This is a genomic window from Haloferax sp. SDI50 (assembly GCF_059802635.1).
In genome coordinates this window covers 520,913-543,583 of sequence record NZ_JBPULL010000001.1, presented here as the reverse complement: position 1 = coordinate 543,583, position 22,671 = coordinate 520,913, and the positions used below count along the sequence as shown (strand labels likewise).

General features: G+C 69.0%; 23 protein-coding genes. 15 read left to right on the top strand and 8 right to left on the bottom strand.

Annotated features, from left to right (window positions below):
* Positions 1-137 precede the first annotated feature (137 nt).
* From ACSR87_RS02820 to ACSR87_RS02810, 3 genes are read left to right on the top strand one after another with little or no spacing between them, the layout of a single operon-like run.
* Positions 138-1,172, top strand: coding sequence for a thiamine pyrophosphate-dependent dehydrogenase E1 component subunit alpha (locus tag ACSR87_RS02820; RefSeq protein WP_498529426.1), 1,035 nt, complete (start codon positions 138-140; stop codon positions 1,170-1,172).
* Positions 1,172-2,212, top strand: a complete 1,041-nt coding sequence (locus ACSR87_RS02815) for an alpha-ketoacid dehydrogenase subunit beta (RefSeq protein WP_498529425.1) — start codon at positions 1,172-1,174, stop codon at positions 2,210-2,212. The genes ACSR87_RS02820 and ACSR87_RS02815 overlap by 1 nt, the downstream gene beginning before the upstream one ends.
* A gap of 31 nt (positions 2,213-2,243) precedes the next feature.
* Positions 2,244-2,504, top strand: a complete 261-nt coding sequence (locus tag ACSR87_RS02810) for a lipoyl domain-containing protein (RefSeq protein WP_498529424.1) — start codon at positions 2,244-2,246, stop codon at positions 2,502-2,504.
* Between the two features lie 36 nt (positions 2,505-2,540).
* On the opposite strand, the gene ACSR87_RS02805 is transcribed toward ACSR87_RS02810, so the two are convergent.
* The 3 genes from ACSR87_RS02805 to ACSR87_RS02795 form a co-directional block, all read right to left on the bottom strand.
* Complete coding sequence (locus tag ACSR87_RS02805) at positions 2,541-3,017, bottom strand: hypothetical protein (RefSeq protein WP_498529423.1); 477 nt, start codon at positions 3,015-3,017, stop codon at positions 2,541-2,543.
* A gap of 73 nt (positions 3,018-3,090) precedes the next feature.
* Positions 3,091-5,355, bottom strand: coding sequence for a polyphosphate kinase 1 (gene ppk1 / locus ACSR87_RS02800; RefSeq protein WP_498529422.1), 2,265 nt, complete (start codon positions 5,353-5,355; stop codon positions 3,091-3,093).
* A gap of 76 nt (positions 5,356-5,431) precedes the next feature.
* Positions 5,432-6,133, bottom strand: coding sequence for a metallophosphoesterase family protein (locus tag ACSR87_RS02795; protein ID WP_498529421.1), 702 nt, complete (start codon positions 6,131-6,133; stop codon positions 5,432-5,434).
* A 183-nt stretch (positions 6,134-6,316) separates the two neighbouring features.
* Here ACSR87_RS02795 and map point away from each other — a divergent pair, with 183 nt between their 5' ends.
* The 3 genes from map to ACSR87_RS02780 all read left to right on the top strand — a co-directional run bounded on the left by map (position 6,317) and on the right by ACSR87_RS02780 (position 8,883).
* Positions 6,317-7,207: a type II methionyl aminopeptidase gene (map, locus tag ACSR87_RS02790; RefSeq protein ID WP_498529420.1), complete on the top strand. Its 891-nt coding sequence runs from the start codon at positions 6,317-6,319 to the stop codon at positions 7,205-7,207.
* A 92-nt stretch (positions 7,208-7,299) separates the two neighbouring features.
* Positions 7,300-7,866, top strand: coding sequence for an HIT family protein (locus tag ACSR87_RS02785; RefSeq protein WP_498529419.1), 567 nt, complete (start codon positions 7,300-7,302; stop codon positions 7,864-7,866).
* 81 nt (positions 7,867-7,947) lie between these two features.
* Entirely contained in the window at positions 7,948-8,883 is a 936-nt protein-coding gene (locus ACSR87_RS02780) for a cation diffusion facilitator family transporter (protein ID WP_004042686.1), read from the top strand.
* Between the two features lie 53 nt (positions 8,884-8,936).
* On the opposite strand, the gene ACSR87_RS02775 is transcribed toward ACSR87_RS02780, so the two are convergent.
* Entirely contained in the window at positions 8,937-9,527 is a 591-nt protein-coding gene (locus ACSR87_RS02775) for a S26 family signal peptidase (RefSeq protein ID WP_498529418.1), read from the bottom strand.
* Between the two features lie 91 nt (positions 9,528-9,618).
* Here ACSR87_RS02775 and ACSR87_RS02770 point away from each other — a divergent pair, with 91 nt between their 5' ends.
* On the top strand, positions 9,619-10,068 hold the full coding sequence (locus tag ACSR87_RS02770) for a GNAT family N-acetyltransferase (protein ID WP_498529417.1): 450 nt from the start codon (positions 9,619-9,621) through the stop codon (positions 10,066-10,068).
* 57 nt (positions 10,069-10,125) lie between these two features.
* Here the strand turns inward: ACSR87_RS02770 and ACSR87_RS02765 are convergent, their stop codons facing one another.
* Positions 10,126-11,415, bottom strand: coding sequence for a tRNA (N(6)-L-threonylcarbamoyladenosine(37)-C(2))-methylthiotransferase (locus ACSR87_RS02765; RefSeq protein ID WP_498529416.1), 1,290 nt, complete (start codon positions 11,413-11,415; stop codon positions 10,126-10,128).
* Between the two features lie 276 nt (positions 11,416-11,691).
* Here ACSR87_RS02765 and ACSR87_RS02760 point away from each other — a divergent pair, with 276 nt between their 5' ends.
* From ACSR87_RS02760 to ACSR87_RS02750, 3 genes are all read left to right on the top strand, one after another.
* Positions 11,692-12,093 (top strand): DUF5518 domain-containing protein, encoded by a 402-nt coding sequence (locus ACSR87_RS02760; RefSeq protein WP_498529415.1) that lies wholly within the window; start codon positions 11,692-11,694, stop codon positions 12,091-12,093.
* A 157-nt stretch (positions 12,094-12,250) separates the two neighbouring features.
* Complete coding sequence (locus ACSR87_RS02755; protein WP_498529414.1) at positions 12,251-13,576, top strand: outer membrane protein assembly factor BamB family protein; 1,326 nt, start codon at positions 12,251-12,253, stop codon at positions 13,574-13,576.
* The gene (locus ACSR87_RS02750) at positions 13,573-14,793 is read left to right on the top strand and encodes an outer membrane protein assembly factor BamB family protein (RefSeq protein ID WP_498529413.1); all 1,221 of its coding nucleotides are present in this window, start codon (positions 13,573-13,575) and stop codon (positions 14,791-14,793) included. The genes ACSR87_RS02755 and ACSR87_RS02750 overlap by 4 nt, the downstream gene beginning before the upstream one ends.
* 51 nt (positions 14,794-14,844) lie before the next feature.
* Here the strand turns inward: ACSR87_RS02750 and ACSR87_RS02745 are convergent, their stop codons facing one another.
* Both ACSR87_RS02745 and deoC read right to left on the bottom strand, forming a co-directional pair.
* Entirely contained in the window at positions 14,845-15,843 is a 999-nt protein-coding gene (locus ACSR87_RS02745; RefSeq protein ID WP_498529412.1) for a sodium:calcium antiporter, read from the bottom strand.
* 105 nt (positions 15,844-15,948) lie between these two features.
* Entirely contained in the window at positions 15,949-16,587 is a 639-nt protein-coding gene (gene deoC, locus ACSR87_RS02740) for a deoxyribose-phosphate aldolase (protein WP_498529411.1), read from the bottom strand.
* A gap of 66 nt (positions 16,588-16,653) precedes the next feature.
* On the opposite strand from deoC, the gene ACSR87_RS02735 reads away from it, so the two are divergent.
* The 5 genes from ACSR87_RS02735 to ACSR87_RS02715 all read left to right on the top strand — a co-directional run bounded on the left by ACSR87_RS02735 (position 16,654) and on the right by ACSR87_RS02715 (position 21,352).
* Positions 16,654-17,463: a DUF63 family protein gene (locus tag ACSR87_RS02735; RefSeq protein ID WP_498529410.1), complete on the top strand. Its 810-nt coding sequence runs from the start codon at positions 16,654-16,656 to the stop codon at positions 17,461-17,463.
* A gap of 120 nt (positions 17,464-17,583) precedes the next feature.
* Positions 17,584-18,501 carry an ATP-dependent ribose-1-phosphate kinase gene (locus tag ACSR87_RS02730; protein WP_498529409.1) on the top strand — a complete coding sequence of 306 codons (918 nt, stop codon included), beginning with the start codon at positions 17,584-17,586 and terminating at the stop codon, positions 18,499-18,501.
* A gap of 68 nt (positions 18,502-18,569) precedes the next feature.
* Complete coding sequence (locus ACSR87_RS02725; RefSeq protein ID WP_498529408.1) at positions 18,570-19,094, top strand: hypothetical protein; 525 nt, start codon at positions 18,570-18,572, stop codon at positions 19,092-19,094.
* 95 nt (positions 19,095-19,189) lie between these two features.
* Positions 19,190-19,918 (top strand): guanosine phosphorylase, encoded by a 729-nt coding sequence (locus ACSR87_RS02720; RefSeq protein WP_498529407.1) that lies wholly within the window; start codon positions 19,190-19,192, stop codon positions 19,916-19,918.
* A gap of 9 nt (positions 19,919-19,927) precedes the next feature.
* Positions 19,928-21,352, top strand: coding sequence for a universal stress protein (locus ACSR87_RS02715; RefSeq protein WP_498529406.1), 1,425 nt, complete (start codon positions 19,928-19,930; stop codon positions 21,350-21,352).
* 76 nt (positions 21,353-21,428) lie between these two features.
* On the opposite strand, the gene ACSR87_RS02710 is transcribed toward ACSR87_RS02715, so the two are convergent.
* Complete coding sequence (locus ACSR87_RS02710; protein WP_498529405.1) at positions 21,429-22,658, bottom strand: NAD-binding protein; 1,230 nt, start codon at positions 22,656-22,658, stop codon at positions 21,429-21,431.
* Positions 22,659-22,671 lie beyond the last annotated feature (13 nt).

The following is a 22,671-nucleotide window of genomic DNA, read 5'->3' as shown; positions in this document are numbered from 1 at the left end:
GCCTGTCTCGACCCGTCGATTCGCGTGAATTCGCAGTCCGCTCGTTCTGATGGTCATGACTTACACAATTAATGTTAATAGATTCTCGAGAGTACACCCGAACACCAACCATGGTGAGTGTTACCGACCTACGGACAATGTACGAGCAGATGGTGACCGCTCGACAGTACGAGGAGCGACTGGTAGACGAGTATCTCGTCGGCAAGCAGCCGGCGTTCGACATCTCGGCGGGGCCGATACCCGGCGAACTGCACCTCGCGGCGGGCCACGAGGCGTCCGGGGCGGGCGTGTGTATCCACCTCCGCGACGACGACACGGTGACCGCGCCGCACCGGCCGCACCACATCGCCATCGCGAAGGGCGTCGACCTCAAGCGCATGACGGCCGAGATTTTCGGCCGGAAAACGGGGCTGTGCCGCGGGAAGGGTGGCCACATGCACCTGTTCGACCCCGACGTGAACTTCGCGTGTTCGGGCATCATCGCGCAGGGCTGCCCGCCGGCGGTCGGCGCGGCGATGGCGGCGAAAAAGCGGAACACGGACGCCGTGGCCGTCGCCTTCCTCGGCGAGGGCGCTATCGACCAGGGCGGCTTCCTCGAATCGCTGAACCTCGCGGCGGTCCACGACCTCCCGGTCGTCTTCGTCGTCGAGGACAACGACTGGGCCATCAGCATGCCGAAAGACCGCGTGACGGACGTACAGAACGGCGCACAGCGCGCCGACGGCTTCGACCTGCCGGGCGTCCGCGTCGACTCCGACGACGCGATGGCGGTGTACGAGGCCGCGGGCGAGGCCGTGATGCGCGCCCGCGACGGCAACGGGCCGACGCTCATCGAGGTGCAGGTCCACCGCCGGATGGGCCACTTCATGGGCGACGCGGAGGGGTATCGCCCGGAGGCCGACATCGACCGCGCGAAACAGCGCGACTCCATCGAGCGACTCGCGGAGGACCTGCGCTCGCACGGCGTCACCGACGACGAAATCGACGAGATGCGGGAGCGCGCCCACGAGCGGGTCGAGGCGGCGATTTCGTGGGCGAAAGAACAGCCCGATCCAGACCCGGAGGAGGCGTACGAGAACGTGTTTACGAACCCGCCGGCGAAGGCGGCGACGGACGGCGGGGCCGCGGTAGACGCGCCGGGTGACAACGGCGAGACGGGAGGTGACAACTGATGGCGACCGAATCACGAGACTACACGGAAGCGACCGAGACGGACCGCGAACTAACCATGAGCCGGGCGATGGTCGAGGCCATCGCGTGGGAGATGCGCGAGAACGACGACGTGTTCTACATGGGCGAGGACGTGGCCGACTACGGCGGCATCTTCTCCAGTACGACCGGCCTCTTGGACGAGTTCGGCCGCGACCGCGTGATGGACGTGCCCATCAGCGAGACGGCCTACCTCGGGGCGGCCGTCGGGGCCGCACAGGCCGGCATGCGCCCGATTGCCGAACTGATGTTCGTCGATTTCTTCGGCGTCGCCATGGACCAAATCTACAACAACATGGCGAAGAACACCTACATGAGCGGCGGCTCGTTCTCCGTGCCGATGGTGCTGACCACGGCCGTCGGCGGCACCTACAACGACGCCGCCCAGCACTCCCAGACGCTCTACGGGACCTTCGCCCACCTGCCGGGGATGAAAGTCGTCGTCCCCTCGACGGCCTACGACGCCAAGGGGCTGATGCACAGCGCCATCCGCGACGACGACCCGGTCGTCTACATGTTCCACAAGCGCCTGATGGGTCTCGGCTGGATGCCGTCGCCCTCGGGCCCGAAGACCGGCGTCCCCGAGGAGGACTACGCGATTCCGTTCGGCGAGGCCGACGTGAAGCGCCCCGGCGACGACGTGACCGTCGTCACCCTCGGTCTGCACGTCCACCGGGCGATGGAGGCCGCGGAACAGCTCGACGACGACGGTATCGACGCCGAGGTCATCGACCTGCGGACGCTCGTCCCCCTCGACACCGAGACGGTGCTCGACTCGGTCCGCAAGACCGGGAAACTCCTCGTCGTGGACGAGGATTACCAGTCGTTCGGCGTGACGGGTGAAATCATCGCCCGGGCGGCGGAAGGCGCGCTGGACGACCTCTCGGCTGTCAAGCGACTGGCCATCCCGGACGTGCCGATTCCCTACGCCCGCTCGCTCGAAGACGAGGTCAACCCCGGAACCGACGATATCGCGGCCGCCGTCCGCGAACTCCACGAATGAAGGGAGCATTGGAACCAAACGGAGGCGGCCGATGAGCGACGCGGTCGACGTGAACTCGGCCGATTCGTGGCCCGACGACGCCGACGACGTGGTCGAGGGCTACCTCGCTAACTGGTTCGTTCGCGAGGGCTCGGCCGTCGATGAGGGCGAGACGCTCTGCGAGATACAGGTCGAGAAGGTGAGCATCGACGTGGCCGCGCCGGCGACGGGGACGGTCACGGAGCTACTCGTCGCCGAGGGCGACGACTTCGACCGCGGCGACGTGCTCGCGCGGGTGCAACCCAGCGCTTGAGGACGACTTTTTTGTGCGGTAGGCACTCTGTTCGGGTCAACAGGGGGAGACGTTGTCACCGCTGGTGCGTTCGACGTCCGTCTCGGTCACGAGGTAGAACGCCTCCGAGGACGAGTCCGCTTCTTCGCCCTCTTTGCCGTACCAGTACGGATGTGTCACGTCGACGACGACGCCGTCAGCAGAGCGTTCGACGACCATCGCTTCTTTGCTCGCCGTCGTCGGCGTCGTTCCCCAACTCAGGAGACAGGTGGCGTTCTGCAAACGGTTTTCGAGATAGGCTTCTTCGGCGGCGAGCGCTCGGGCTTTGGCGTCCTCGTCTGAAACTTCGGTGAGTGGAACTGCAGTTTCAGATTCCGGTGTTGCCGTCTGGTCATCGGTCGTCTCGGGGTGAGCCGTGGTGGGTGAGCCATCACCAGTCGGTGTGTCGGCGAGACATCCTGCGAGACCGATTCCGAAGACGAGAACGATGCCGGTACGCTGGAGGATACGTCTTCGGTGGTGAGGAGAGTTCATAGGCTCGTCTGCGACGTGGGGCAGAATATGTCTTCTGTCCAACTAAACGTGCGGGCCAGTCGTGTCGGGCACGCTACGACTCGCGGTCGCCGTTCTTCGACCGGTGGGTCTCCGCCAGCGCCCGGTTCATCAGGACAGTATGCGCCTCGACTTCCTGTGCGTCGTCTGCCGGGCGGAGTTGCTGGTACCGACCGTCGGCGTCCATCACCCAGCGCCGGCGGTTGTCCGACAGGAGCGCGTCGAGGACGGCGTCGAGTTCGGCGCGGTGCTCGGGGTCTTCGACGGGCGCGACGGCCTCGACTCGGCGGTCGAGGTTGCGGGTCATCCAGTCCGCGGAGCCGACGTAGTAGTCGGGGTCGCCCGCGTTCTCGAAGTAGAAGATACGCGAGTGTTCGAGGAACCGGCCGACGACGCTCGACACCGAGATGTTCTCCGAGAGGCCTTCGATGCCGGGCCTGAGCCGGCAGATGCCGCGGACCACGAGGTCGATGTCGACGCCGGCCATCGACGCCTCGTACAGTTCGCGGACCATCGCGGGGTCTTCGAGCGCGTTCATCTTGGCGACGATGCGGGCGTCGCGGCCGGCCCGGGCGTGGTCGGCCTCCCGGCGGACGAGTCGGGTCATCTCCTCGCGGAGGTTCGTCGGCGCGACCAGCAGTTTCCGGTACGCCTCCTGCCGCGAGTGGCCGGTGAAGAAGTTGAACAGGCGAACGAGGTCGTGGCCGATGTCCGGGTCGGCCGTGAACAGCCCGAGGTCGGTGTAGAGCTTCGCCGTCTGAGAGTGGTAGTTGCCGGTGGCGACGTGGGAGTAGAGCCGCACCTCGTCGCCCTCCTCGCGAACGACGAGCGCAGTCTTCGAGTGGGTTTTCAGCCCGATAGTACCGTAGGCGACGTGGATGCCCTCCTCTTCGAGGCGGCGGACCCACCGGAGGTTGTTCTCCTCGTCGAACCGCGCTTTGAGTTCGACCATCACCGCGACCTGCTTGCCGTTCTTGGCGGCCTCGATGAGCGTCTCGATGACCTCGGAGTCCGGCGCGGTCCGGTAGATGGTGGCTTTGATGGCCAGCACGTCGGGGTCGGCCGCGGCGGCCGCGAGGAACGTCCCCACCGTGCCCGTAAACGAGTGGTACGGGTGGTGGACGAGCACGTCCTTCCGAGCGATTTCGGTGAACACCGAGTCGGGGTCGTCGGCGGAGCGACCGGCGAACCGCGGGTGGGGCTGGGGCGTCCACGGCGCGACTTCGAGTTCCGGCCGGTCGAGGTCGAAAAGCGACGCGAGCGCGCCGTAGTCCAGCGGCAGGTCGCGCTCGAACACCTCGCGGTCGTCCACGCCGAGCTGTTCCGCGAGCAGGTCGCGGACGGCCTCGGGCGTGCCCGACTGGACCTCCAAGCGGACCACCGTGGCGAACCGGCGCTGGCGGAGCACGTCCTCTATCATGGCGATGAGGCCCTCTGCGACCTCCTCGTTGCGGCGGACCTCGGCGTTCCGCGTCACCTTGAACGCTGAGGTGTCGACGACCTCGACGTTCGGGAACAGCAGGTCGATGTTGCGCTCGATGACGGCCACGAGCGGGACGTATCTGACGGGGGCGGAGGCGGCGGACGCAGAAGCGGTGTTGGAGTCGCTTGCGCCATCCGCACCGGCGACGCGCTCGTCCACGTTGACGAGTCGCGGGCGGTTGCCGGGGACTTTGACCCGCGAGAACTTCGTCGGCTCCTCTGGGCCCTCGGTCGTGCGGACCGCGAGCGACAGCGAGAGGTTCGAAATGAACGGGAACGGATGGGCCGGCTCGAACGTCAGGGGCGTCAGCGTCGGCAGGACCGACGCCTCGAAGTAGTCGCGGAGGGCCGCCCGCTCGTCGGGCGCGAGGTCGTCGTAGTCGACGATTTCGATGCCGGCGTCGGCGAGCGCGGGTCGAACGAGGTCGCGGAAGCAGTCGGACTGCCGGTCGAGCAGGTCGCGGGCGCGGTCGAGGACGAGCGACCACTGCTGGCTCGGGGTCCGGCCGTCGGGTGAGAGTTCGCTCACGCCCGCGGCCATCTGCTGTTTCAGCCCGCCGACGCGCTTCATGAAGAACTCGTCGAGGTTCGAGGTGAGAATCGAGAGGAAGTTGACGCGCTCGAAAAGCGGGTTGCGGTCGTCTCTCGCCTCGTGGAGGACGCGCTCGTGGAAGGCGAGTTCGCTGAGTTCGCGGTTGAGATACAGCGCGGGGTCCGCGAGGTCGGCGTCGGCCGGATTCGACTCGTCGTCGTCGCGGTCGCGAACGCGGACCGGCGCGGTCGTCTGACCGGCGTGTCGGGCCTGCGAGTCGCCGCCGCGAACCTCGTCGTCGGACATGTGCTGCGTGGAGATGGTTCGGCGGCGACCTTTAGTTCGCTGCCTCCGTCGTCGCCGCCACCGTCGCCTCGTGGGCTCAGACCAGCGCGGGCTGGCGGGGTTCGAGAATCTTCGAGTCCTTGCGGGACTCGTGGGTGACCTCGGAGTCGACGGCGACGAGTTCGTCGGCGTGGAGGTCGTACGCCGTGAGCGCGCCGCCGTAGACCGCGCCCGTGTCGAGGCCCATCGCGTGCTCGAAGACGGCAGGGTGGGCCATCACGGTGTGGCCGAAGAAGACGCGCTGTGGCCCCTCGTAGTACTCGAACCAGAAGGGGCCGTCGTAGCTGTCGCCGGGGTTCATCGCCCGGGTGTTTTCGAGTTCGTCCACGTCGTGTTCGTCGAGCGGCTTTTCGGGGTGAATGCCGCCGTGGACGACGATGGCGTCCTCCCACGTGATGGCGACCGGGAGGTTCGACATCCATTCGAGGTCGTCGTCGGTCAGCGCGTCTAGCTCCTTCGTGCCGCGGATGAGCTTTTCTTCGTTGTTGCCGCGGACGGTCAGAAAGTTGTCGCGCTCGCGGACGAAGTCCACGACGCCCTTGCTGTCGGGGCCCTTCCGCACGAGGTCGCCGACGAAGACGACGAGGTCGTCCTCGGAGGGGTCGAGCCGGTCGACGAGGCGTTCGAGCGCCGGCAGACAGCCGTGTACGTCGCCGACGACGTACACGTCGTCCCAGTCGTCGATGTCGACTCGAAGGTGTTGCTCGGCGACGTCGGGGTGGAAGGATGGGACACTCATTGGAAACGTTCTCTCCTCTGTCTGAAAACGGCTACCTAAGAAAGGGTTGCTAGTTTCGAACTGTTGTGCTATATAGACATGGCTGCGTGTCTCACGCACGCCGCGCGAGCCGCCGGCGACGACCCGCCCTCTGTCGCCGGCCATCCCGCAATCGCTTTCCGGCGCGGCCGCGAAGTCGCGGCCATGAGCATCGGACCCCTCGACGACGAGACGGTCGAGAAGTATCGAGAGGCAGGGGAGGTCCTCCGCACGGTGTTGGACGAGTCGGCCGAGATGGTCGAACCCGGCGTCACCCACCTCGAAGTCGCTGAACACGCCGAAGCGCGCATCCGCGAACTCGCTGATGGCTGTGCGTTCCCGGTCAACATCAGTATCAACGAGGAAGCGTCGCACGCCAGCCCCGGCCGCGACGACGATACCGTGTTCGGCGAGGACATGGTCTGTCTCGACGTCGGCGTCCACGTCGACGGCTACATCGCAGACTCCGCGGTGACCGTCGACCTCTCGGGCAACGACGAGCTCGTCGAGTCCGCCGAGGAGGCGCTCGACGCCGCCCTCGACATGGTCGAAGCGGGCGCGCACACCGGGAAAATCGGCGCGGAAATCGAGGACGTGATTCGCGGCTACGGCTACACGCCGGTCCTCAATCTCTCGGGCCACGGCGTCGAGCAGTGGGATGCCCACACCGACCCGACAATCCCGAACCGCGGCGCAGACCGCGGCGTCGAACTCGAAGTCGGTGACGTGGTCGCCATCGAACCGTTCGCCACCGACGGCACGGGCAAGGTCACCGAGGGGTCGAAAAACGAGATTTACAGCCTCGTCAACGACCGCTCGGTCCGCGACCGCATGTCGCGCAAACTGCTCGACGAGGTGCGCGAGGAGTACAAACTGCTCCCCTTCGCGGCCCGCTGGTTCGAGGGCGGCCGCTCCGAGATGGCCATCCGCCGGCTCGAACAGCAGGGCATCCTCCGCGGCTACCCCGTGCTGAAAGAGGAAGACGGCGCGATGGTCGGACAGGCCGAAGACACCATCATCGTCACCGAAGACGGCTACGAGAACCTGACGCGGTAATCGGACGAAGTCGGGGTCGGCGTCGGGTTCGGGGTCGGCACCGACCGCTCCGAGACCGAAACGGCTTGCACGTCCGGGTCCATTGAGCCGCCATGGACCAACTGTTCGCCCCGTGGCGCATCGAGTGGGTCGCCCGCGACGACGACCAAGACGCCGACGCCGACGACCCGGACGACGACCGCTGTCCCTTCTGTGCGCTCCCCGAGCGCGACGACGACAGAGAGAGCAAAATCGTCGCCCGCTCGCCGCACTCGTTCGTCCTCCTGAACAACTACCCCTACGCGCCGGGCCACGTCATGGTCATCCCGCACCGCCACACCGGCGAGTTCGCCGGCCTCTCGGACGCGGAACTCCTCGACCACGCGCGGCTCAAGTCGAAGACGCTCGCCGCGTTGGACGCCGCCTTCGACCCCGACGGCTGCAACGCGGGCGAGAACCTCGGTGGCTCGGCCGCCGGCGGCTCCATCGACGACCACCTCCACACCCACGTCGTCCCGCGGTGGAGCGGCGACACCAACTTCATGCCGGTCATCTCCGACACGAAAGTGCTCGTGCAGGCGCTCGACGACTCCTACGACCAGCTTCACGAGGCGTTCGCCGGCCTCGACGGCGCGGTCGTCGACGGCGACGACGACGCGGTTCGATTCAAATTAGACTGACTCTAAAACTCACGTCGAGTGCGTCTAATAGCCTGCTCCGGCCCGAAGCGCATTTGAACCCCTCTCCCGAAAGCCACGGTAATGGAGCGAAAGCGGGCCATCCGTCGGGTCGGATTCGTCGTCCTCGCGGCGAACGTGCTTCTCGTCGCCGGGAAGGCCGGCGTGTGGTGGACGACCGGGAGCCTGGCCCTCGGGTCCGAGGCGGTCAACAGCCTCGCGGACGCGGTTTACAGCACCATCATCCTCGGCGGCCTCTACCTGACGACGAAGCCGCCGGACTGGGAACACCCCCACGGCCACGAGCGCATCGAGCCGTTCATCTCGCTTTTCGTCGCGGTCGGCATCTTCGCCGCCGGCGGGGCGATTCTCTGGCAGAGCACGTCCAGCATCCTCGCGGGGACTTACGGCGGAGACGCGGGGACGCTCGGCGTCGTCGTCCTCGTCGTCGCGGCGGCGGCCAAGTACGTCCTCTACCGCTACTGCTACTCGGTCGGCCGCGAGCAGAACTCGCCGGCGCTCGTCGCCGCCGGCGTCGACAACCGAAACGACATCCTCACCGCCGGGGCGGCGCTCGTCGGCGTGGTCGGCGGGCAGTTCGGCTACCCCATCTTGGACCCGCTGGCCGCCATGGTCGTCTCCATCGGCATCGTCTACACCGGCTACGAAATCGTCCGCGACAACGTGAACTACCTCGTCGGGGCCGCCCCGCCGGAGTACCTCCGGGCGCTCATCGTCCAGACCGCCCTGTCGCACCCCGACGTGTACGGCGCACACGACGTGGTCGCCCACTACGTCGGCCCCGAAATCGACGTGAGCCTCCACATCGAGGTGGAAGGCGATATGACGATTGCCGAGGCCCACGACATCGAGACGTGGGTCGTGCAGGCGATTCGGAACATCGACGAGGTGGACGACGTGTTCGTCCACATCGACCCGAAGGAACTCGGCGAGTGGAAGGAAGACGACGAGACCGAGCGCTACACCATGTTCTCGCCCGACGGCGGCGACGACCGCTGACGGCCACTAACTGCCACTAACGGACGCTGACGACCACTGACGCGTCGGGTTCCTCAAAGTAGCTTCTGGACTTCCAGCCGTAGCTCCCCGAGATACGGCACGTGGAACTGGCCTTTCGCCCGCACCCAGTCGGGTCGGACGGGCGTGGCGATGCCCCGCGCCTGGTCGTAGTAGTCGTTGTCGTCGCCGCGAGTGACGTAGCCGGCGTGCGGCGCGGGGCAGTACAGGAGTTCCGCACAGGAGTCCGCGCCGTCGACGTAAGACGTGTTGGCCCGGTCGTACCAGTTCTCTCCGTCCTCGACCCAGAAGACCGCGCGATGGATGATGGGCGAGCCGTCGCGCGACGGCGTGTCGTAGACGACGACATCGCCCGGGCCGCCGAGCCGGCCGTAGCCCTCGCTCGCGTTGGCCGTGACCACGCCGTAGTCGTCGGCCGCGGGGCCGCCGTAGCGACCCTCCGCGGTCACGACGACGAGGTCGCCGCGTTCGAGAGTCGGTTGCATGCTCCCGCTCTCGACGGCGACCATCGGGGGCCACACGCCGCTCACCGCGAACAGCACCGCGCCGACCGCGACGACGACCGCGACCGCCTCCAGCGCGTCTCTGGCGAACGCTCGGGCCTCCGATTGATTGTCGTCGGACACGGGTACTGTCAGCCGTCGCGTCGCTATCAATCTTGTTGCCGGCGTCGGCGTGAGAGAAACCGTTAGGGCCGGGTGGCGCGACGGTCGAGTCGTGAACGACGACTACCACCTCGTCCCCGAGTTTCCCGCCCCCGAGGCGTACGTGTCCCTCCGCGACGCCGCGGGGATGGCTCCGCGCTCCCTCGCGGCCGCCGAGCGCGGCGTTCCGAACACGATTTTCGGCGTGCGCGTCGTCTTCGAGGGGGCGACCGGCGACGAGATAGTCGGCATGGGTCGGCTCGTCGGCGACGGCGGCACCGTCTTTCAGGTCGTCGACGTGGCGGTCCACCCCGACCATCAGGGCCGCGGGCTCGGCACCCGCGTGATGGACGCGCTCGTGGACTACCTCGACCGCGAGGCCCCGCCGTCGGCGTTCGTGAACCTTCTCGCCGACGTGGACGGCTACTACGAGCGCTGGGGGTTCGAACCGACCGCGCCGGCGTCGAAAGGGATGTTTCTCCGGGTCGGCGAGGACGGCGTTCGAGGGCGCGACGAGAACTGAGAACCGAGCGGAGTGTGAATCGGCGGAGCGACGTGTCTTCGGCGCGCAACCGACCGCTCAGGCGGCGGTCGGCTCGCGCGGTTCGGGCTGTGCCTCGACCGGTTCGGCGAAGGCGTAGACGGTCTGGTGGGCGGTCACCGTCACGCGGGTGAAGTCGCCGGGTTCGAGGCCGTGTTCGGTCGCGTTCTGGACGATTATCTGGCGGTAGGCCTCGTCGCGGCACTTCACGGAGTCGCCGGTACCCTCCTCGACGACGAGCACCTCGCGCTCCGTGCCGACCATCTCGTCGTAGGCGGCGGCGACGATGTCCATCTTCGCCTCGGACATCTCCTTGGAGCGCTCCTTTTTGAGCGTCCCGCCGAGGCCCTTCAGGTCGGCGGCGTCGGTGCCGGGGCGCTTCGAGAAGCGCGTGACGTTGACCTTCTCGGGGCGAATCTCGCGGAGCAGCTCCATCGACCGCTCGTGGTCCGCGTCGGTCTCGGTCGGGTAGCCGACGATGAAGTCGGTCGAGAGCGTCCAGTAGTCGAGTTCGCGGTCGAACGTCTCGACGATCTCTCTGAACTTGTCGACGCGGTGCTGGCGACGCATGTGTTCGAGCACCTCGTCGGACCCCGACTGCACCGGCGCGTGGATGAAGTTGTAGAGCTTGTCGTGGCGGGCGAACACCGCGGCGAGTTCCTCGCGGATGCCGTGGACGCCGCCGGGGTTGGCCATGCCGACGCGGACGCGGAACTCGCCGTCGATTTCGGTGCAGATGCGGTCCAGTAGCTCGGGGAGCTTCCGGTCGCCGTTGTCCCAGCCGTAGACGCCGGTGTCCTGGCCCGTGATGCGGAGTTCCTTCGCACCGGCGTGGACGAGCGCCCGCGCCTTCTCGACGTTCTCGTCGACCGAGGGCGAATCGACCCGGCCGGTGGCGAACTTCGTGATGCAGTACGAGCAGTTCGACATACAGCCGCGGGCGATGGGCAGGATGCCGACAACGCCGTCCAAGACGGGCTCGACGCCGGGGCCGGGGGTCGGACACTCGCCGTTGGTGACGGCGGTCGGCACGTCGTCCCAGTGGAGAATCTGGGCGTCGATACCCTCCTCGCGGAAGTCGTTGCCCTGCGCGAGCGCCATACAGCCCGTGATGATGAGGTCCGCCGTCTCCGCCTCCAGCTCTTTGGCCCGACGGAGCATGTTCCGCTCCGTCTTCTCCACGACCGTACAGGTGTTCATGATGGCGACATCGGCCTCCTCGGGCCCGTCGACGCGGTAGTGACCGGCGTCTCGGAGCGCGCTCTCGATGGCGCGGCTCTCGCCGCGGTTCGAGGTACAGCCGTATGTCTCGATGTGGTATCGGGCCATTCGGTTATCCCACGTACCGGGTCAGCGGGCAAAAACGCCGCGGTCTCCCCCGAGACTGCCGGCGTCCACGGGCCGAGATATCGTCTCTCAAACGCCACCGCCCGCTCGACGTGGATGCCGACGCCGACGCCGATGCCGACGCCGATGCCGACGAACACGGCGGGCGGAGCGTCGCACCGGCCGGACGCTCCGTCGTCGATGAGTCTCGCGCCGGCCGTATCATCCGCCCGAGGACGAATATAATTCATTACCTCAAGCGCTGTATTTAGATTCGCTATGAAGTTCAACGTGCGCGCCATCGCCTACGGGTTCATCGCCACCGTGGTCGTCGGCATCCTCAGCGGCTTCGCGGCCCCATTCACGAACGTCACCCTCCCCACGGTCGGCTACGTCCTCACGGGTATCATCGGCGGCCTCGTCGCCGGCTACCTCGTCACGACCGGCATGGCAGACGGGGCGCTCAACGGCCTCGTCGGCACGACGCTCGGCGCGATTATCGTCGCCATCGGCCTCGTCATCATGAACGTCCTGTTCGCGGGCGCGTTCTTCGGTCTGACCGTGTTCGCCGCGTCCGTCGTCATCATCGCCCTCGCGGGCATCCCCGGCGCTATCGGCGGTGCACTCGGCAGCGTGCTGCACGACCGCTCGGCCGCCCGCCGCACCAGACCCGCGGCCTGAGCCGACTCGGCCCCGGTTCCTGTTTTTCGCCCGTGTTTCGCCTTCCGCCCGAACCCTCACGTATCCACTCACTACCTCTCGCTCCCTCTCACTTGCGCGCCCTCGCCACCGCTCCCGGCGAAAAGTTACTTGTCACGGTGTTGTGCAGTTGTGATAGATGCGTTCCCGCAGGACACCCCCCGGTACGCCCTCCGACCACGACTCGGGCTCGACCGACAGCGACGCTTCGTCCGCCGCTCGCAGTTCGCCTCCGCCCGCCGCCGGTACCAGCACCCGCCGCGACGTACTCCGACTCCTCGGGTCGGGTGCGGCCGTCGGTCTCACCGGTTGCCTCGGCGGCGACGAACAGACCGACGACGACTCCGCCGAAGGCGTCCGCTTCGAAGACGGCTGGCGGACCTACGCCCACGACGACGCCAACACCGCGTTCCGCCGCGAGGGCACCCCCATCTCCGAGCCGACCATCGAGTACGAACCCGACTTCGGGATGGGCTCCACCGAGCCAGTCGCCGCCGACGGGGTGGCTTACACGCCCAGCGACCCGATGCGGGCAATCGACCCGGCGGCCGGCGAGGAACTGTGGGCCGCGCAGGGAGAGGAGTGGACCGCACCGGTCGTCCTCGACGGCGTCGTCTACTCGCTCGGTGTGACGGTCCACGGGCCGAACCGACTCGCGCTCTACCGCGCTCGGACCGGTCGGCTGTTCCGGACTATCGAACTCCCGGGGCGTCCACAGACGCCGCCGGCGTTCTCCAACGACCGCGAGACGCTGTTTCTCGGCCTCGACGACGAGCGCGTCTGCGCGGTCGATATCGACGCCGCCGAGGTCAAATGGACGCGGTCGCTGTTCGGCGCGGTCCGGCGACCCCTCGCGGTCAATCTCGGCGCGATATACGTCGTCACGGAAGGACAGCGCCTCTACTGCCTCGGCGCGAACGGCGGAGCCCGCTGGCAGGTCTCGACCGAGACGGTCGAGGCCGTCGCGCCGGTCGTCGGCGACGAGCGGGTGTACCTCGCGGGCTGGGACCGCATCGCCGCGCTCGAACGGCGGAACGGCGACGTGGTCTGGGAGGACGACCGCGGCGTCCACGAGCGCCTCGCGTTCGACGGCGAGCGCCTCTACGCGGTCCGCGGGTCGCTCCGGGCGCTCGACAGCGCGACCGGCGAGGAGCGGTGGCGCTACTACCCGGACGAGACCGTCTCCGCCGCGAGCATCGTCGGCGACGCGGTGTACGTCGGCACCGGAGACGGCGACCTCGTCGCCCTGAACCGAACCGGCGACGGCGGCCTGTTCGGTGACCGCGAGCGCTGGTCGGTTTCGCTCGGTCGCAACGTCGGCCACTCGCTGGCCGCGACCGACCGCCGGGTGTTCTGCCCGGTCGTCCGCGACGACGGCCTGCCGAGCATGACTGTCGTCGGCGATGCCGCCGCCGACGGGTCGAGTGCGGGGACGACCGCGGACGCCGGCGGGTCGGAGTCGTGACGAACCCCGACGCGAGACTATCGAGACGGGCGTTCCTCGGGACTCTCGGAACCGGCGCAGCCGTCGGTCTCGCGGGCTGTGTCGGCGGCGATGAGGGCTCCACGGGCGACGGAGGGGGCGACTGGCCGCATCCGTACTTCTCCCCCGAGGGGACGGGCTACAACCCCCGTGCGACCGGCCCGGCGTCGAAGCCGAGCGAGTCGTGGGGCATCGAGGTGAACGGCCTCGAACTGGCGCGCCCGGTCGTGTTCCGCGAGACGGTGTATCTCGCGACCAGCGAGCGCCTCCGGGCGTTTTCGGTCGCCGATGGCACCGAGCTGTGGTCGGTCGAAAGCGACACTCAGAGCGGCTTCCGCTCGTCGGTGACGGTCGATTCGGAGCGCGTCTACGTCGGCCACGTCGGAGCCAGAACCGGCGTGCTCGCGTACACCCACGACGGCGAGGAGGCGTGGCACGCACCGACCCAATCGAGCGTCCGCGCCCCGGTCGTCCGACCCGAGCAGGACCGCGACCACCTCTACGCCGCCGACACGGCCGGGAACGTCTATCGAATCCGCGGCAGTGACGGGACCGTCGAGTGGCAAACCGAGGTGTTCGGCCCGGTTCGTTCCCTCGCGGCTCGGTACGACACCGTCGTCGCCGGCACGGAGGGCGGTGAGGTGGTCACGTACCTCGACGAAGGGGCGGGCCGCGACCCGACCGGGCTGTGGCGGACCAAACTCCCCGGCGGCGTGCAGGCGCTCGCGGTCGCCGGGTCGGGCGACGTGTTCGCAGGCTTCTTCGGCGCGGGCGTCGCCAGACTCAGCGGCGGCCTCCGCGCCGGCGCGGTGGCCTGGCACCAAGAAGACCCCTCGCCGCACGGCTCGCTCGTCGTCGGCCCCCGGCGGGTCTTTTCGACCGACGGGGCCGGCCTCGACGCCTTCGACAAACGTTCCGGCTCCCCCTCGTGGGCGGCCGGCGACGATTTCTTTGCCCCGCCAGCGGGTGCCGGCGACACCGTCTTCGTCTCGGATACGAGCGACGACGGCGGCGTCGTCGCCTACGACGCCGGGGGCGGCGTCGGCCTCGACGACACCCGCATCGGGGCCGAGCGCTGGCGCTACGACCTCACGGGGCGCGCCTTGACCGGTCCGACGCCGGCGGGCGACGCGCTGTTCGTCGTCGAATCCGGCGGCGACGACGGGGCGCGGCGGCTCGTCGCGCTGCGGGCCGGGTAAAAGAGCGATTCGGGGGGCGCTCGACAGGGTCGTCTCGGGAGACCGCGACCCTCAGATGAGTCCCAGTATCCACCGCGTGACCTCGGAGGTCGCGAAGAAGGCACCTTCCACCCGGGAGAAGACCCTCCCGGTCCAGAGCGCGGCGACTATCAGGAGGGTGACCACGACCAGCCACGCGAACGTCCCGAGCGCCGAGGCGCTCACCGCGAGCGGGCTGGCGACCGCCGCGACGCCGACGATGCCGGTGATGTTGAGGATGTTGCTGCCGACGACGTTGCCCACCGAGACCCCGAGGCTCCGCTGTCGGAGCGCGACGAGCGAGACGGCGAACTCCGGCGTCGACGTCCCCGCCGCGACGATTGTGCCGCCGATGACCCACTCGGAGATGCCGGCCCCGCGGGCCAGCTCCGAGGCGGCGAGCACCATGTAGTCGCCGCTCACCAACACCAGCGCCAATCCGCCCGCGAGGAACACGGCGTCGCGGCCGGGGAAGCCGATTCGGTCGGTTATCGGGCGGGTCACGCCGCCGTCTCCGTGCGACTGGTCGGCCGATTGCTCAGTCGATTGCTCGGTTGCTCCACCGGCCTCAGTCTGAGAGCTACGGAGCAGGTACGCCGTGTAGGCGACGAACGCCCCGACCAAGAGCGCGCCTTCGAACCTCGTCACCCGGAGGTCGAACAGAACCAGTCCGCCGAGGAGCGTGCTCGCCAGCAGGGCGACGCCGTCGCGGGAGACGAGCGACTCCGCGACCGGAATCACCCGGAACAGCGAGATGACGCCCAACACGAACGCCAAGTTGTAGATGTTCGAGCCGAGGACGTTGGCGACTGCGATGTCGCCCAACCCCTTGTACGCGGCGTCGACCGCGACCGAGAGCTCCGGCGTCGAGGTCCCGATTGCGACGATTGTCAGCCCGATGGTGAGCTCCGAGAGGCCGAACCGCCGAGCCGACCGAACGGCGGCGTCGACCAACAGCCGCGCGCCGACCCAGAGCCCAAGCACTGACACGAGAATGACGGCGATTTGAACGACGGGTCCGCCTCTGAGCATGGTACTGGGTTCTCGGGAGTCGGATAATCAATGTTGGGCGCGCGGCGTTCACAATCTATCGACGACCGCGAGGCTGCGAGGCTGCAAACCCCCCAGACTGCCGACCTACTCCCCGGGGGCGCCGGAGACGATGTCGACGCCCGACGACGCGCCGATGCGCTCCGCGCCGGCTTCGAACATAGCGACCGCTTCGTCGTAGGAGCCGACGCCGCCGGAGGCCTTGACGGGCAGGTACTCGGCCATGAGTTCGACGTCTTCGACCGTCGCGCCGCCGTCGGCAAAGCCGGTGGCGGTCTTGACGAAGGCGGCGTCGGCCTCGGCGGCCGCCTCGCAGGCGCGGTGTTTCTCCTCCTCGGTGAGAAGCGCCGTCTCGATGATGACTTTCACGGGAACCGGGACGGCGGCGACGACCTCCGAGATGTCCTCGGTCACGAGTTCGTCGTCGCCGGCTTTGAGCCGACCGACGTTGATGACCATGTCCAGTTCGTCCGCGCCGGCCTGCCACGCGTCGACGGCCTCCTCGCGCTTGGCCGTCGTCGTGTGCTGACCGTGGGGGAAGCCGACGACCGTCGCCAGCAACACGTCCGGGGCGTACTCGCTCGCCTCGGCGACGTAGCACGGCGGGATGCAGGCGTTCATCCCCCACTCGGCGGCGTCGTCGAGGACGGCCTCCACGTCGGCCATCGTCGTCTCGGGTCCGAGGACCGTGTGGTCGATGCGGGCGGCGAGGTCGGCTCGGTTCATACCCGGTGGAGGCGACCCGAGGCTAAAGAACGTAAGGCTTTCACGCCGCCCCGCCGCGCCTCCTGCATGGCCATTCTCCCCGAGGGGTTCGCGCTCCCGCCGCTCCCCTACCTCGTCGCCCTCGTCGCGGGACTCGTCGGCGTCGGCGTCGGACTGCGTCGCACGCGACCGACGGTCACGCCCGCGCACGTCCTCGCGCTCGTCCCGTGGATGGTGTCGGGGTCGGCGCTGCACGTTCTCTACGTCGTCGGCGCGCTCCCGCCCGCGGTCGAACCGCTCGCCGGCACGCCAGCGGTCTACCTGTCGGTGGCCGTCGTCGCCGGCGCGACGTGGCTCGCGCTCGACGCGGCCGACCTCGCCTCGCCGCAGACGCTCGCGGCTCCGGGGTTGCTCGTCGCCGCCGGCCTCGCCGGCTTCGCGCTCTTCGCCGGCCTCGCCGCCGGGACCCTCTCGGTCGTCTGGCCCGGTCTCGCCCTCGTCGCCGCGGTCGTCGTCACCCCGCTGACGTGGCGGGTCGTGACGCGACTCGCCCCCGAGGCGGCCGCCGCGGGGTCGCTCGGCCTGCTCGCACTCTTCGGGCACGCCCTCGACGCGCTGTCGACCGCCGTCGGCGTCGACGTGCTCGGCTTCGGTGAGCGGACGCCGCTGTCGCGCGTCATCCTCGACGCCGCCGCGGCGCTCCCGACCGCGGAGGTCATCGGCGTCGGCTGGCTGTTCGTCCTCGTGAAACTCGCCGTCGCCGGCTTCGTGGTCGCCCTCCTCGCCGGCTACGTCCGCGAGGACCCGACCGAGGGGTCGCTCCTGTTGGGCCTCGTCGCCGCCGTCGGCCTCGGCCCCGGCGTCCACAACCTCCTGTTGTTCGCCATCGCCGGCTGAGGCTGCGACCCTGTTTGGGCCGCCTGCCTGCCGGCCTCCGCCTGCCCGCTGTTGCGCCGCGCTCCGTAGTCGCCCGACCCGGGAGAGTTATCCCACCGGCGAACCGACCTACGGGGACGCATGTCCCGTGTCATCTGCGCCGGCCACGTGAACTGGGACGTCACCCTCCGCGTGGACGCCCTGCCGGAGCCCGACGGCGAGGCAACCGTCGAGTCGCGGGTCGGCGCGGGCGGCGGCAGCGCCGCCAACGTCGCCAGCGGCCTCGTCGGCCTCGACGTGCCCGCCGCGCTCCTCGGGAGCGTCGGCGACGACGAACACGGCCACGCCGCCGTCGCAGAACTCGCCTCGAAGGGCGTCGACTGCCGCCACGTCGTCAGCGTCGACGGCGGCCCGACCACGGTCAAGTACATCGTCGTCGACGCCGCGGGCGAGGTGTTCGTCCTCGGCTCGCCCGGCGTCAACGAGGCGTTCGAGGCGACCGACCTGCCGACCGACCCGCTCGCGGCGGCCGACCACCTCCACCTGACGAGCCAATCGCCCGACACGGCCGCGACGCTCGCCGGACGGGCCCACGAGGTCGAAACGACCGTCAGCTTCGACCCCGGCCGGCGCGTCGGAGACCGGGGCTACGCCGACGCGCTCCGCGAGGTGGACTACGTCTTTCTCAACGACCGCGAGGCCGCCACCGCGCTCGGTGAAGCGGCGGTCCAGCGTGGACGAGACGCCGCCGCAGACCCCATCTCAGACGTGGCCGCGGCGCTCGCGCAGACGACGCTCGTTCTCAAACACGGCCCGCGCGGCGCGGAGGTCAGAGACGGCGACGACCGACACGTCCACCCCGGCTACCCTATCGACGCGGTTGACACGACCGGCGCGGGCGACGCCTTCGCCTCGGGCTTTATCGCGGCCCGCCTCGACGGGGCGACCTACGAGCGGGCGCTGGCGGTCGCCAACGCCTGCGGCGCGCTCACCGCGGCCGAGCCGGGCGCGCGGACGCAACTCAGTTGGCGGCGGCTGGACGACCTCGTCGAGGGCTGAGCCGCCGCGTCCACGCCGCTCGGCGCCGACCCCACCAGTTTTATCCTCACCAGCCATTCGTCGGGACGATGTTCGACCAGCTCCCGGCCGTCGTCGCCGCCCTCGACGCCGCGTCGAGCCTCGGCGCACTCGCCGGGCGACTGCTCCTCGGCGCGGTCGTCGGGGTCGCAGCCGCGGTCGTGATGGCCATCCCGATGTGGCGGCAGGACGACGGCTTCACGCCGGCGTACGTCGCCGCGGCGGTCGTCCGCCGAACGACGCCGGACGAGGTGAGCTTCGGCGACGCGAACGTCGCCCACCACGCCGCCGGCGCGCTCGCCGGCGTCCTCTACGCGGTCGTCTACCTCGTCACCGACGCCCTCGCGCCGGACCTCGCCGTCGCCGGCATCGACCTCCCCTCGCATCTCGTCGCGACCGCGGTCGTCGTGGCGTTCATCTACGTCGCGTTCGCCCGATTCATCTTCCCCCGCGCCGGCCGGCGCATCTACGAGGAGCGCGCGACGGCGGTCCGCGGGCAGTGGCTCCGCTCCTCGCTCGTGTTCGGGGCGACGCTACTGGTCCTCGCACCGGCGATTTTCACCGGGTTCGCGTGACGGCGACCCGGTCGGTTGGCTGGTCGTTCCAGCCGACCGCTCCCGCCCCCGGTCGAACCGCGTCGTTTTTGCCCGCGACCCGAGTGGGTCGGTACATGGCGAAACAGCCCCACCTCCTCGTCGAAGAAGGCGACGTGAACGATATCGCGCTCATCCCGGGCGACCCCGGGCGCGTCGACCGCATCGCAAAGCAGTGTGACAACGTCGAGGAAGTCGCGCAGAACCGCGAGTACAAGGTCGTCAACGCCGAGTACGAGGGCGTCCCGCTCACCATCTCCTCGACCGGCATCGGCTGTCCCTCGGCCGCCATCGCCATCGAGGAACTCGCCCGCGTCGGCGTGGAGACGTTCATCCGCGTCGGCACTATCGGCGCGCTGCAAGCGGACATCGAAGTCGGTGACATGATCGTCGCCACGGGCGCGGCCAAGGAGGAAGGCACCTCGAAGCGCTACGAGTCCGAGGTGTACCCGGCCGTCCCCGACTACGACGTGCTCACGTCGCTCGTCGACTCGGCCGAGGCCAACGACGAGGACGTCCACGTCGGCCCCATCGTCTCCGACGACGCGTTCTACAACGAGTCCGACGAGTACGTGGACGACTGGAACGCCGCGGGCCTGCTCGCCATCGAGATGGAGGCCGCGACGGTGTTCTCGCTCGCCCGCCGGAAGGGCCTCCGCGCCGGCGCTATCTGCACGGTCGACGGCAACCTCGTCGCCGGCACCCAGAAGGGTGCCGACTCGGACGAGGAACTCCCCGAGAAGGCGAAGAACAACGTCGAGCGCGCCATCTCCATCTCGCTCGACGCCGTTGCCGACCTCGCGTAGACGACAGCCGTGGACCCTCGCCATCTCGCGGCCCGCGCGGTCGCACGCGTCGGCGCGCTCCGCGACCGGATTCGTCGGATAGAGCGGCGCGAGATGGTGGCGTTCGGCCGCTGGATAGAGAACACGAACAACCTGCTTCACCTCTCGATTCTCCTCATCATCCCCGTGCTCATCGCGGTGGTGACGCTCATCTCCAACTCGGTCAGCACGCTGTCGTTCCTGCTGTTCCCGCCGCTCGCGTCCGGGTCGTACACGCTGTTTTCCGACCCGGAGGGGCGGTACGCCTCGCCCGTGAAGTTCGTCGTCGCCCTCACGGTCGGCGCGCTCTGCGGCCTCGTCGCGGTCGGCTTCACCGGCTGGGCGTACGGCCCGACCGGGACCGCACTCGTCCACCCGTCGGCGGCGGCGCTCGCCATCTTCCTCGCGGGCGCGACGACGTGGGCGTTAGACGTGGAAGCGCCGTCCGCGTTTTCGACGGCGCTCTTGACGCTCGTCACGGGCAACGTGAACCCCGAGGAGTACGTGGTGAGCATCTTCTTCGCCAGCGTCGTCATCGCCATCGCGTTCACCATCTGGCGCGAGCAGTTCTACGAGCGGCGCGCGGAGTACCTCTACGGGACCGTCCGCGGCGACGACCACGTCCTCGTCCCGATGCGCGGCGAGACGGCGACCCAGACGGCCTTTTTCGCCGCCCGACTCGCCGCCGCCCACAGCGCCGGCAAGGTAGTCCTCCTCGACGTGCTCCCGGCGACGCCGGCCGACGAGAGCGACGCGGCCCCGGATACCACGGCCGACGGCGAACTCGACGCCGACGCCGACGCGTCGGTCGAGCGCCTCGAATCCTGCGCCCACAACCTACGGACCCAGTTGGGCGTCCCCGTGGAAATCGCCGTCGCGCGCGGCGACCCGCTGACGGCGACCACCGAGGCCGCGGCGAACACCAACTCCGACCTCGTGGTGACGCCCTACGAGGAGGACCGCGGCCTGCTTTCGGACTACATCCGCGGCCTGTTCGGCGGCTCGTACGACACCGTGGCGTTCCGCTCGACCGGCGAGACCTACCGCTGGCGGCGCGTCCTCGTCCTCGTCGCGCGCCCCGGCGACGCCGCCCACGCGATGATAGACTTCGCGACTCGCCTCGCCGGGAAGACGGGGAGCGTGAGCGTCACGACGTGCATCTCCTCGGAGGTCGAACGCCGGCCCGCGGAGTCGAAGCTCGCCAATCTGGTCGAGACGGCCGACGGGAACATCGAGACGCGGGTCGCCCGCTCGGAGGTGACGGCGTTTATCGCCTCCAACGCCGCCTCCTACGACCTCGTGGTGCTCGGCTCCAGCGGCGACCGCTCGCCCGCCTCGCGGTTCATCTCGCCGCCGACGTTCGAGCGCATCCGCGAGATAGACTGCGACGTGGCGGTGTTCGACCGCGGGCACTGAGCGCCCAGAGAGAGAGCGACGCGGAGCGGCCGGCGTCCGAATCGGCTCGCGCTTGCGAGCGGCGTCGCCGGGTTTGTCAGTTACGGTCGTCCGTCCCGGGGTCGTCCGCCTCGACCGTCCCGTCCGCCTCGACCGTTCCGTCTTCGGCCGGCTCGGTGGGCTGTTCGTCGAGCAGCCGTTCCTCGATGGTTTCGAGGCCGCTCCCGCCGACGGCGGACTCCGCGAGGAAGTGGCCGCCGAGCGCCGCGGGGCTGATGACGGTGTTGGCCCCGGCACGGCGCAGTTTCCGCTCGTTTTCCCGCTGGGTCGCCGCCGCGACGATGTGCACGTCGGGGTTGAGCTGTCGCGCCGTGAGGATGGCCAGCGCGTCTTCGGCGTCGTTGTTCGTGGCGACGACGACGGAGCGAGCGGCGTCGACGCGGGTCCGCTGAAGCGCCTCCTCGTCGCTCGGGTCGTCGGTGACCACGTCGTAGCCGCGGTCGGTGAGGCGCTTGGCGCGGCCCTCGTCGGGCGTGACGATGACGACGCGGGCGCGGTCGCCGAGCTCTTCGAGAATCGGTTCGGTCAGTTCCCCGTAGCCGAGGACGAGGACGTGGTTCTCCAGGATGTCGAGTTGTGATTCGGTCATGCGTCCGAGTGCCTTGGTGAGTCGCGCTTCGATTGCGGGCGTGAGCAGGACACCGAGCGCCACGGCGAACGTCGCCACCGTGATGAGGAGCGCCGATATCCCGAACAGCCTGGCGATGGCGGTCTGCGGGTAGATGTCGCCGTAGCCGACCGTGCTGCCGGTGACGACGCCGAAATAAAACGCGTCGAACAGCGTGTCGATGCCGTTGAACTGCTCTCTGAGCGCCCACGCGCCGGCGGTCGTGTAGGTCTGTGCGCCCGCGATGGCGAGCAGCGCCGACAGCTGCGTCGCCGTCAGGTCGAGGTCGCGGTCGAACGCCCTGTGGTTAAACACCAAGAGCGCGAGGCTGATAAGCGAGAGGCCGACGAGCGGGGCCGCCCGCTCGGGCGACTGGATGAGTCCCTGTGCGGCCGTCACCGGGAGCAGTATCGCGGTCGAATACCACGCGGCGCGGTAGCGGCGGCGGAGCCCGAAGACGCTCGCGAGGAGCAGAAAGCCCGTCAGCGTCCCGGTGAAGCCGGCGGTGATGCGGACCGCGTCGGGAATGTAGGGTGCCAGCACGCCGCCGGCGACCGGGGAACTGATGTTGAGGATGCCGATGGCGACCGAGAGGACGGCGGCGACGAACACCGTCCCGATGGTCGCGCGGGCACCGATCCACTCGCGTACCGAAGCCATGTCTCTCGCAGTT

What these genes read in the sequence shown, in the direction of transcription:
- ACSR87_RS02820 (WP_498529426.1), top strand. Translation starts at nt 138, where the DNA reads ATGTACGAGCAGATGGTGACCGCTCGACAGTACGAGGAGCGACTGGTA.
- ACSR87_RS02815 (WP_498529425.1), top strand. Translation starts at nt 1,172, where the DNA reads ATGGCGACCGAATCACGAGACTACACGGAAGCGACCGAGACGGACCGC.
- ACSR87_RS02810 (WP_498529424.1), top strand. Translation starts at nt 2,244, where the DNA reads ATGAGCGACGCGGTCGACGTGAACTCGGCCGATTCGTGGCCCGACGAC.
- ACSR87_RS02805 (WP_498529423.1), bottom strand. Translation starts at nt 3,017, where the DNA reads ATGAACTCTCCTCACCACCGAAGACGTATCCTCCAGCGTACCGGCATC.
- ppk1 (WP_498529422.1), bottom strand. Translation starts at nt 5,355, where the DNA reads ATGTCCGACGACGAGGTTCGCGGCGGCGACTCGCAGGCCCGACACGCC.
- ACSR87_RS02795 (WP_498529421.1), bottom strand. Translation starts at nt 6,133, where the DNA reads ATGAGTGTCCCATCCTTCCACCCCGACGTCGCCGAGCAACACCTTCGA.
- map (WP_498529420.1), top strand. Translation starts at nt 6,317, where the DNA reads ATGAGCATCGGACCCCTCGACGACGAGACGGTCGAGAAGTATCGAGAG.
- ACSR87_RS02785 (WP_498529419.1), top strand. Translation starts at nt 7,300, where the DNA reads ATGGACCAACTGTTCGCCCCGTGGCGCATCGAGTGGGTCGCCCGCGAC.
- ACSR87_RS02780 (WP_004042686.1), top strand. Translation starts at nt 7,948, where the DNA reads ATGGAGCGAAAGCGGGCCATCCGTCGGGTCGGATTCGTCGTCCTCGCG.
- ACSR87_RS02765 (WP_498529416.1), bottom strand. Translation starts at nt 11,415, where the DNA reads ATGGCCCGATACCACATCGAGACATACGGCTGTACCTCGAACCGCGGC.
- ACSR87_RS02760 (WP_498529415.1), top strand. Translation starts at nt 11,692, where the DNA reads ATGAAGTTCAACGTGCGCGCCATCGCCTACGGGTTCATCGCCACCGTG.
- ACSR87_RS02755 (WP_498529414.1), top strand. Translation starts at nt 12,251, where the DNA reads ATGCGTTCCCGCAGGACACCCCCCGGTACGCCCTCCGACCACGACTCG.
- ACSR87_RS02745 (WP_498529412.1), bottom strand. Translation starts at nt 15,843, where the DNA reads ATGCTCAGAGGCGGACCCGTCGTTCAAATCGCCGTCATTCTCGTGTCA.
- deoC (WP_498529411.1), bottom strand. Translation starts at nt 16,587, where the DNA reads ATGAACCGAGCCGACCTCGCCGCCCGCATCGACCACACGGTCCTCGGA.
- ACSR87_RS02735 (WP_498529410.1), top strand. Translation starts at nt 16,654, where the DNA reads ATGGCCATTCTCCCCGAGGGGTTCGCGCTCCCGCCGCTCCCCTACCTC.
- ACSR87_RS02730 (WP_498529409.1), top strand. Translation starts at nt 17,584, where the DNA reads ATGTCCCGTGTCATCTGCGCCGGCCACGTGAACTGGGACGTCACCCTC.
- ACSR87_RS02725 (WP_498529408.1), top strand. Translation starts at nt 18,570, where the DNA reads ATGTTCGACCAGCTCCCGGCCGTCGTCGCCGCCCTCGACGCCGCGTCG.
- ACSR87_RS02720 (WP_498529407.1), top strand. Translation starts at nt 19,190, where the DNA reads ATGGCGAAACAGCCCCACCTCCTCGTCGAAGAAGGCGACGTGAACGAT.
- ACSR87_RS02710 (WP_498529405.1), bottom strand. Translation starts at nt 22,658, where the DNA reads ATGGCTTCGGTACGCGAGTGGATCGGTGCCCGCGCGACCATCGGGACG.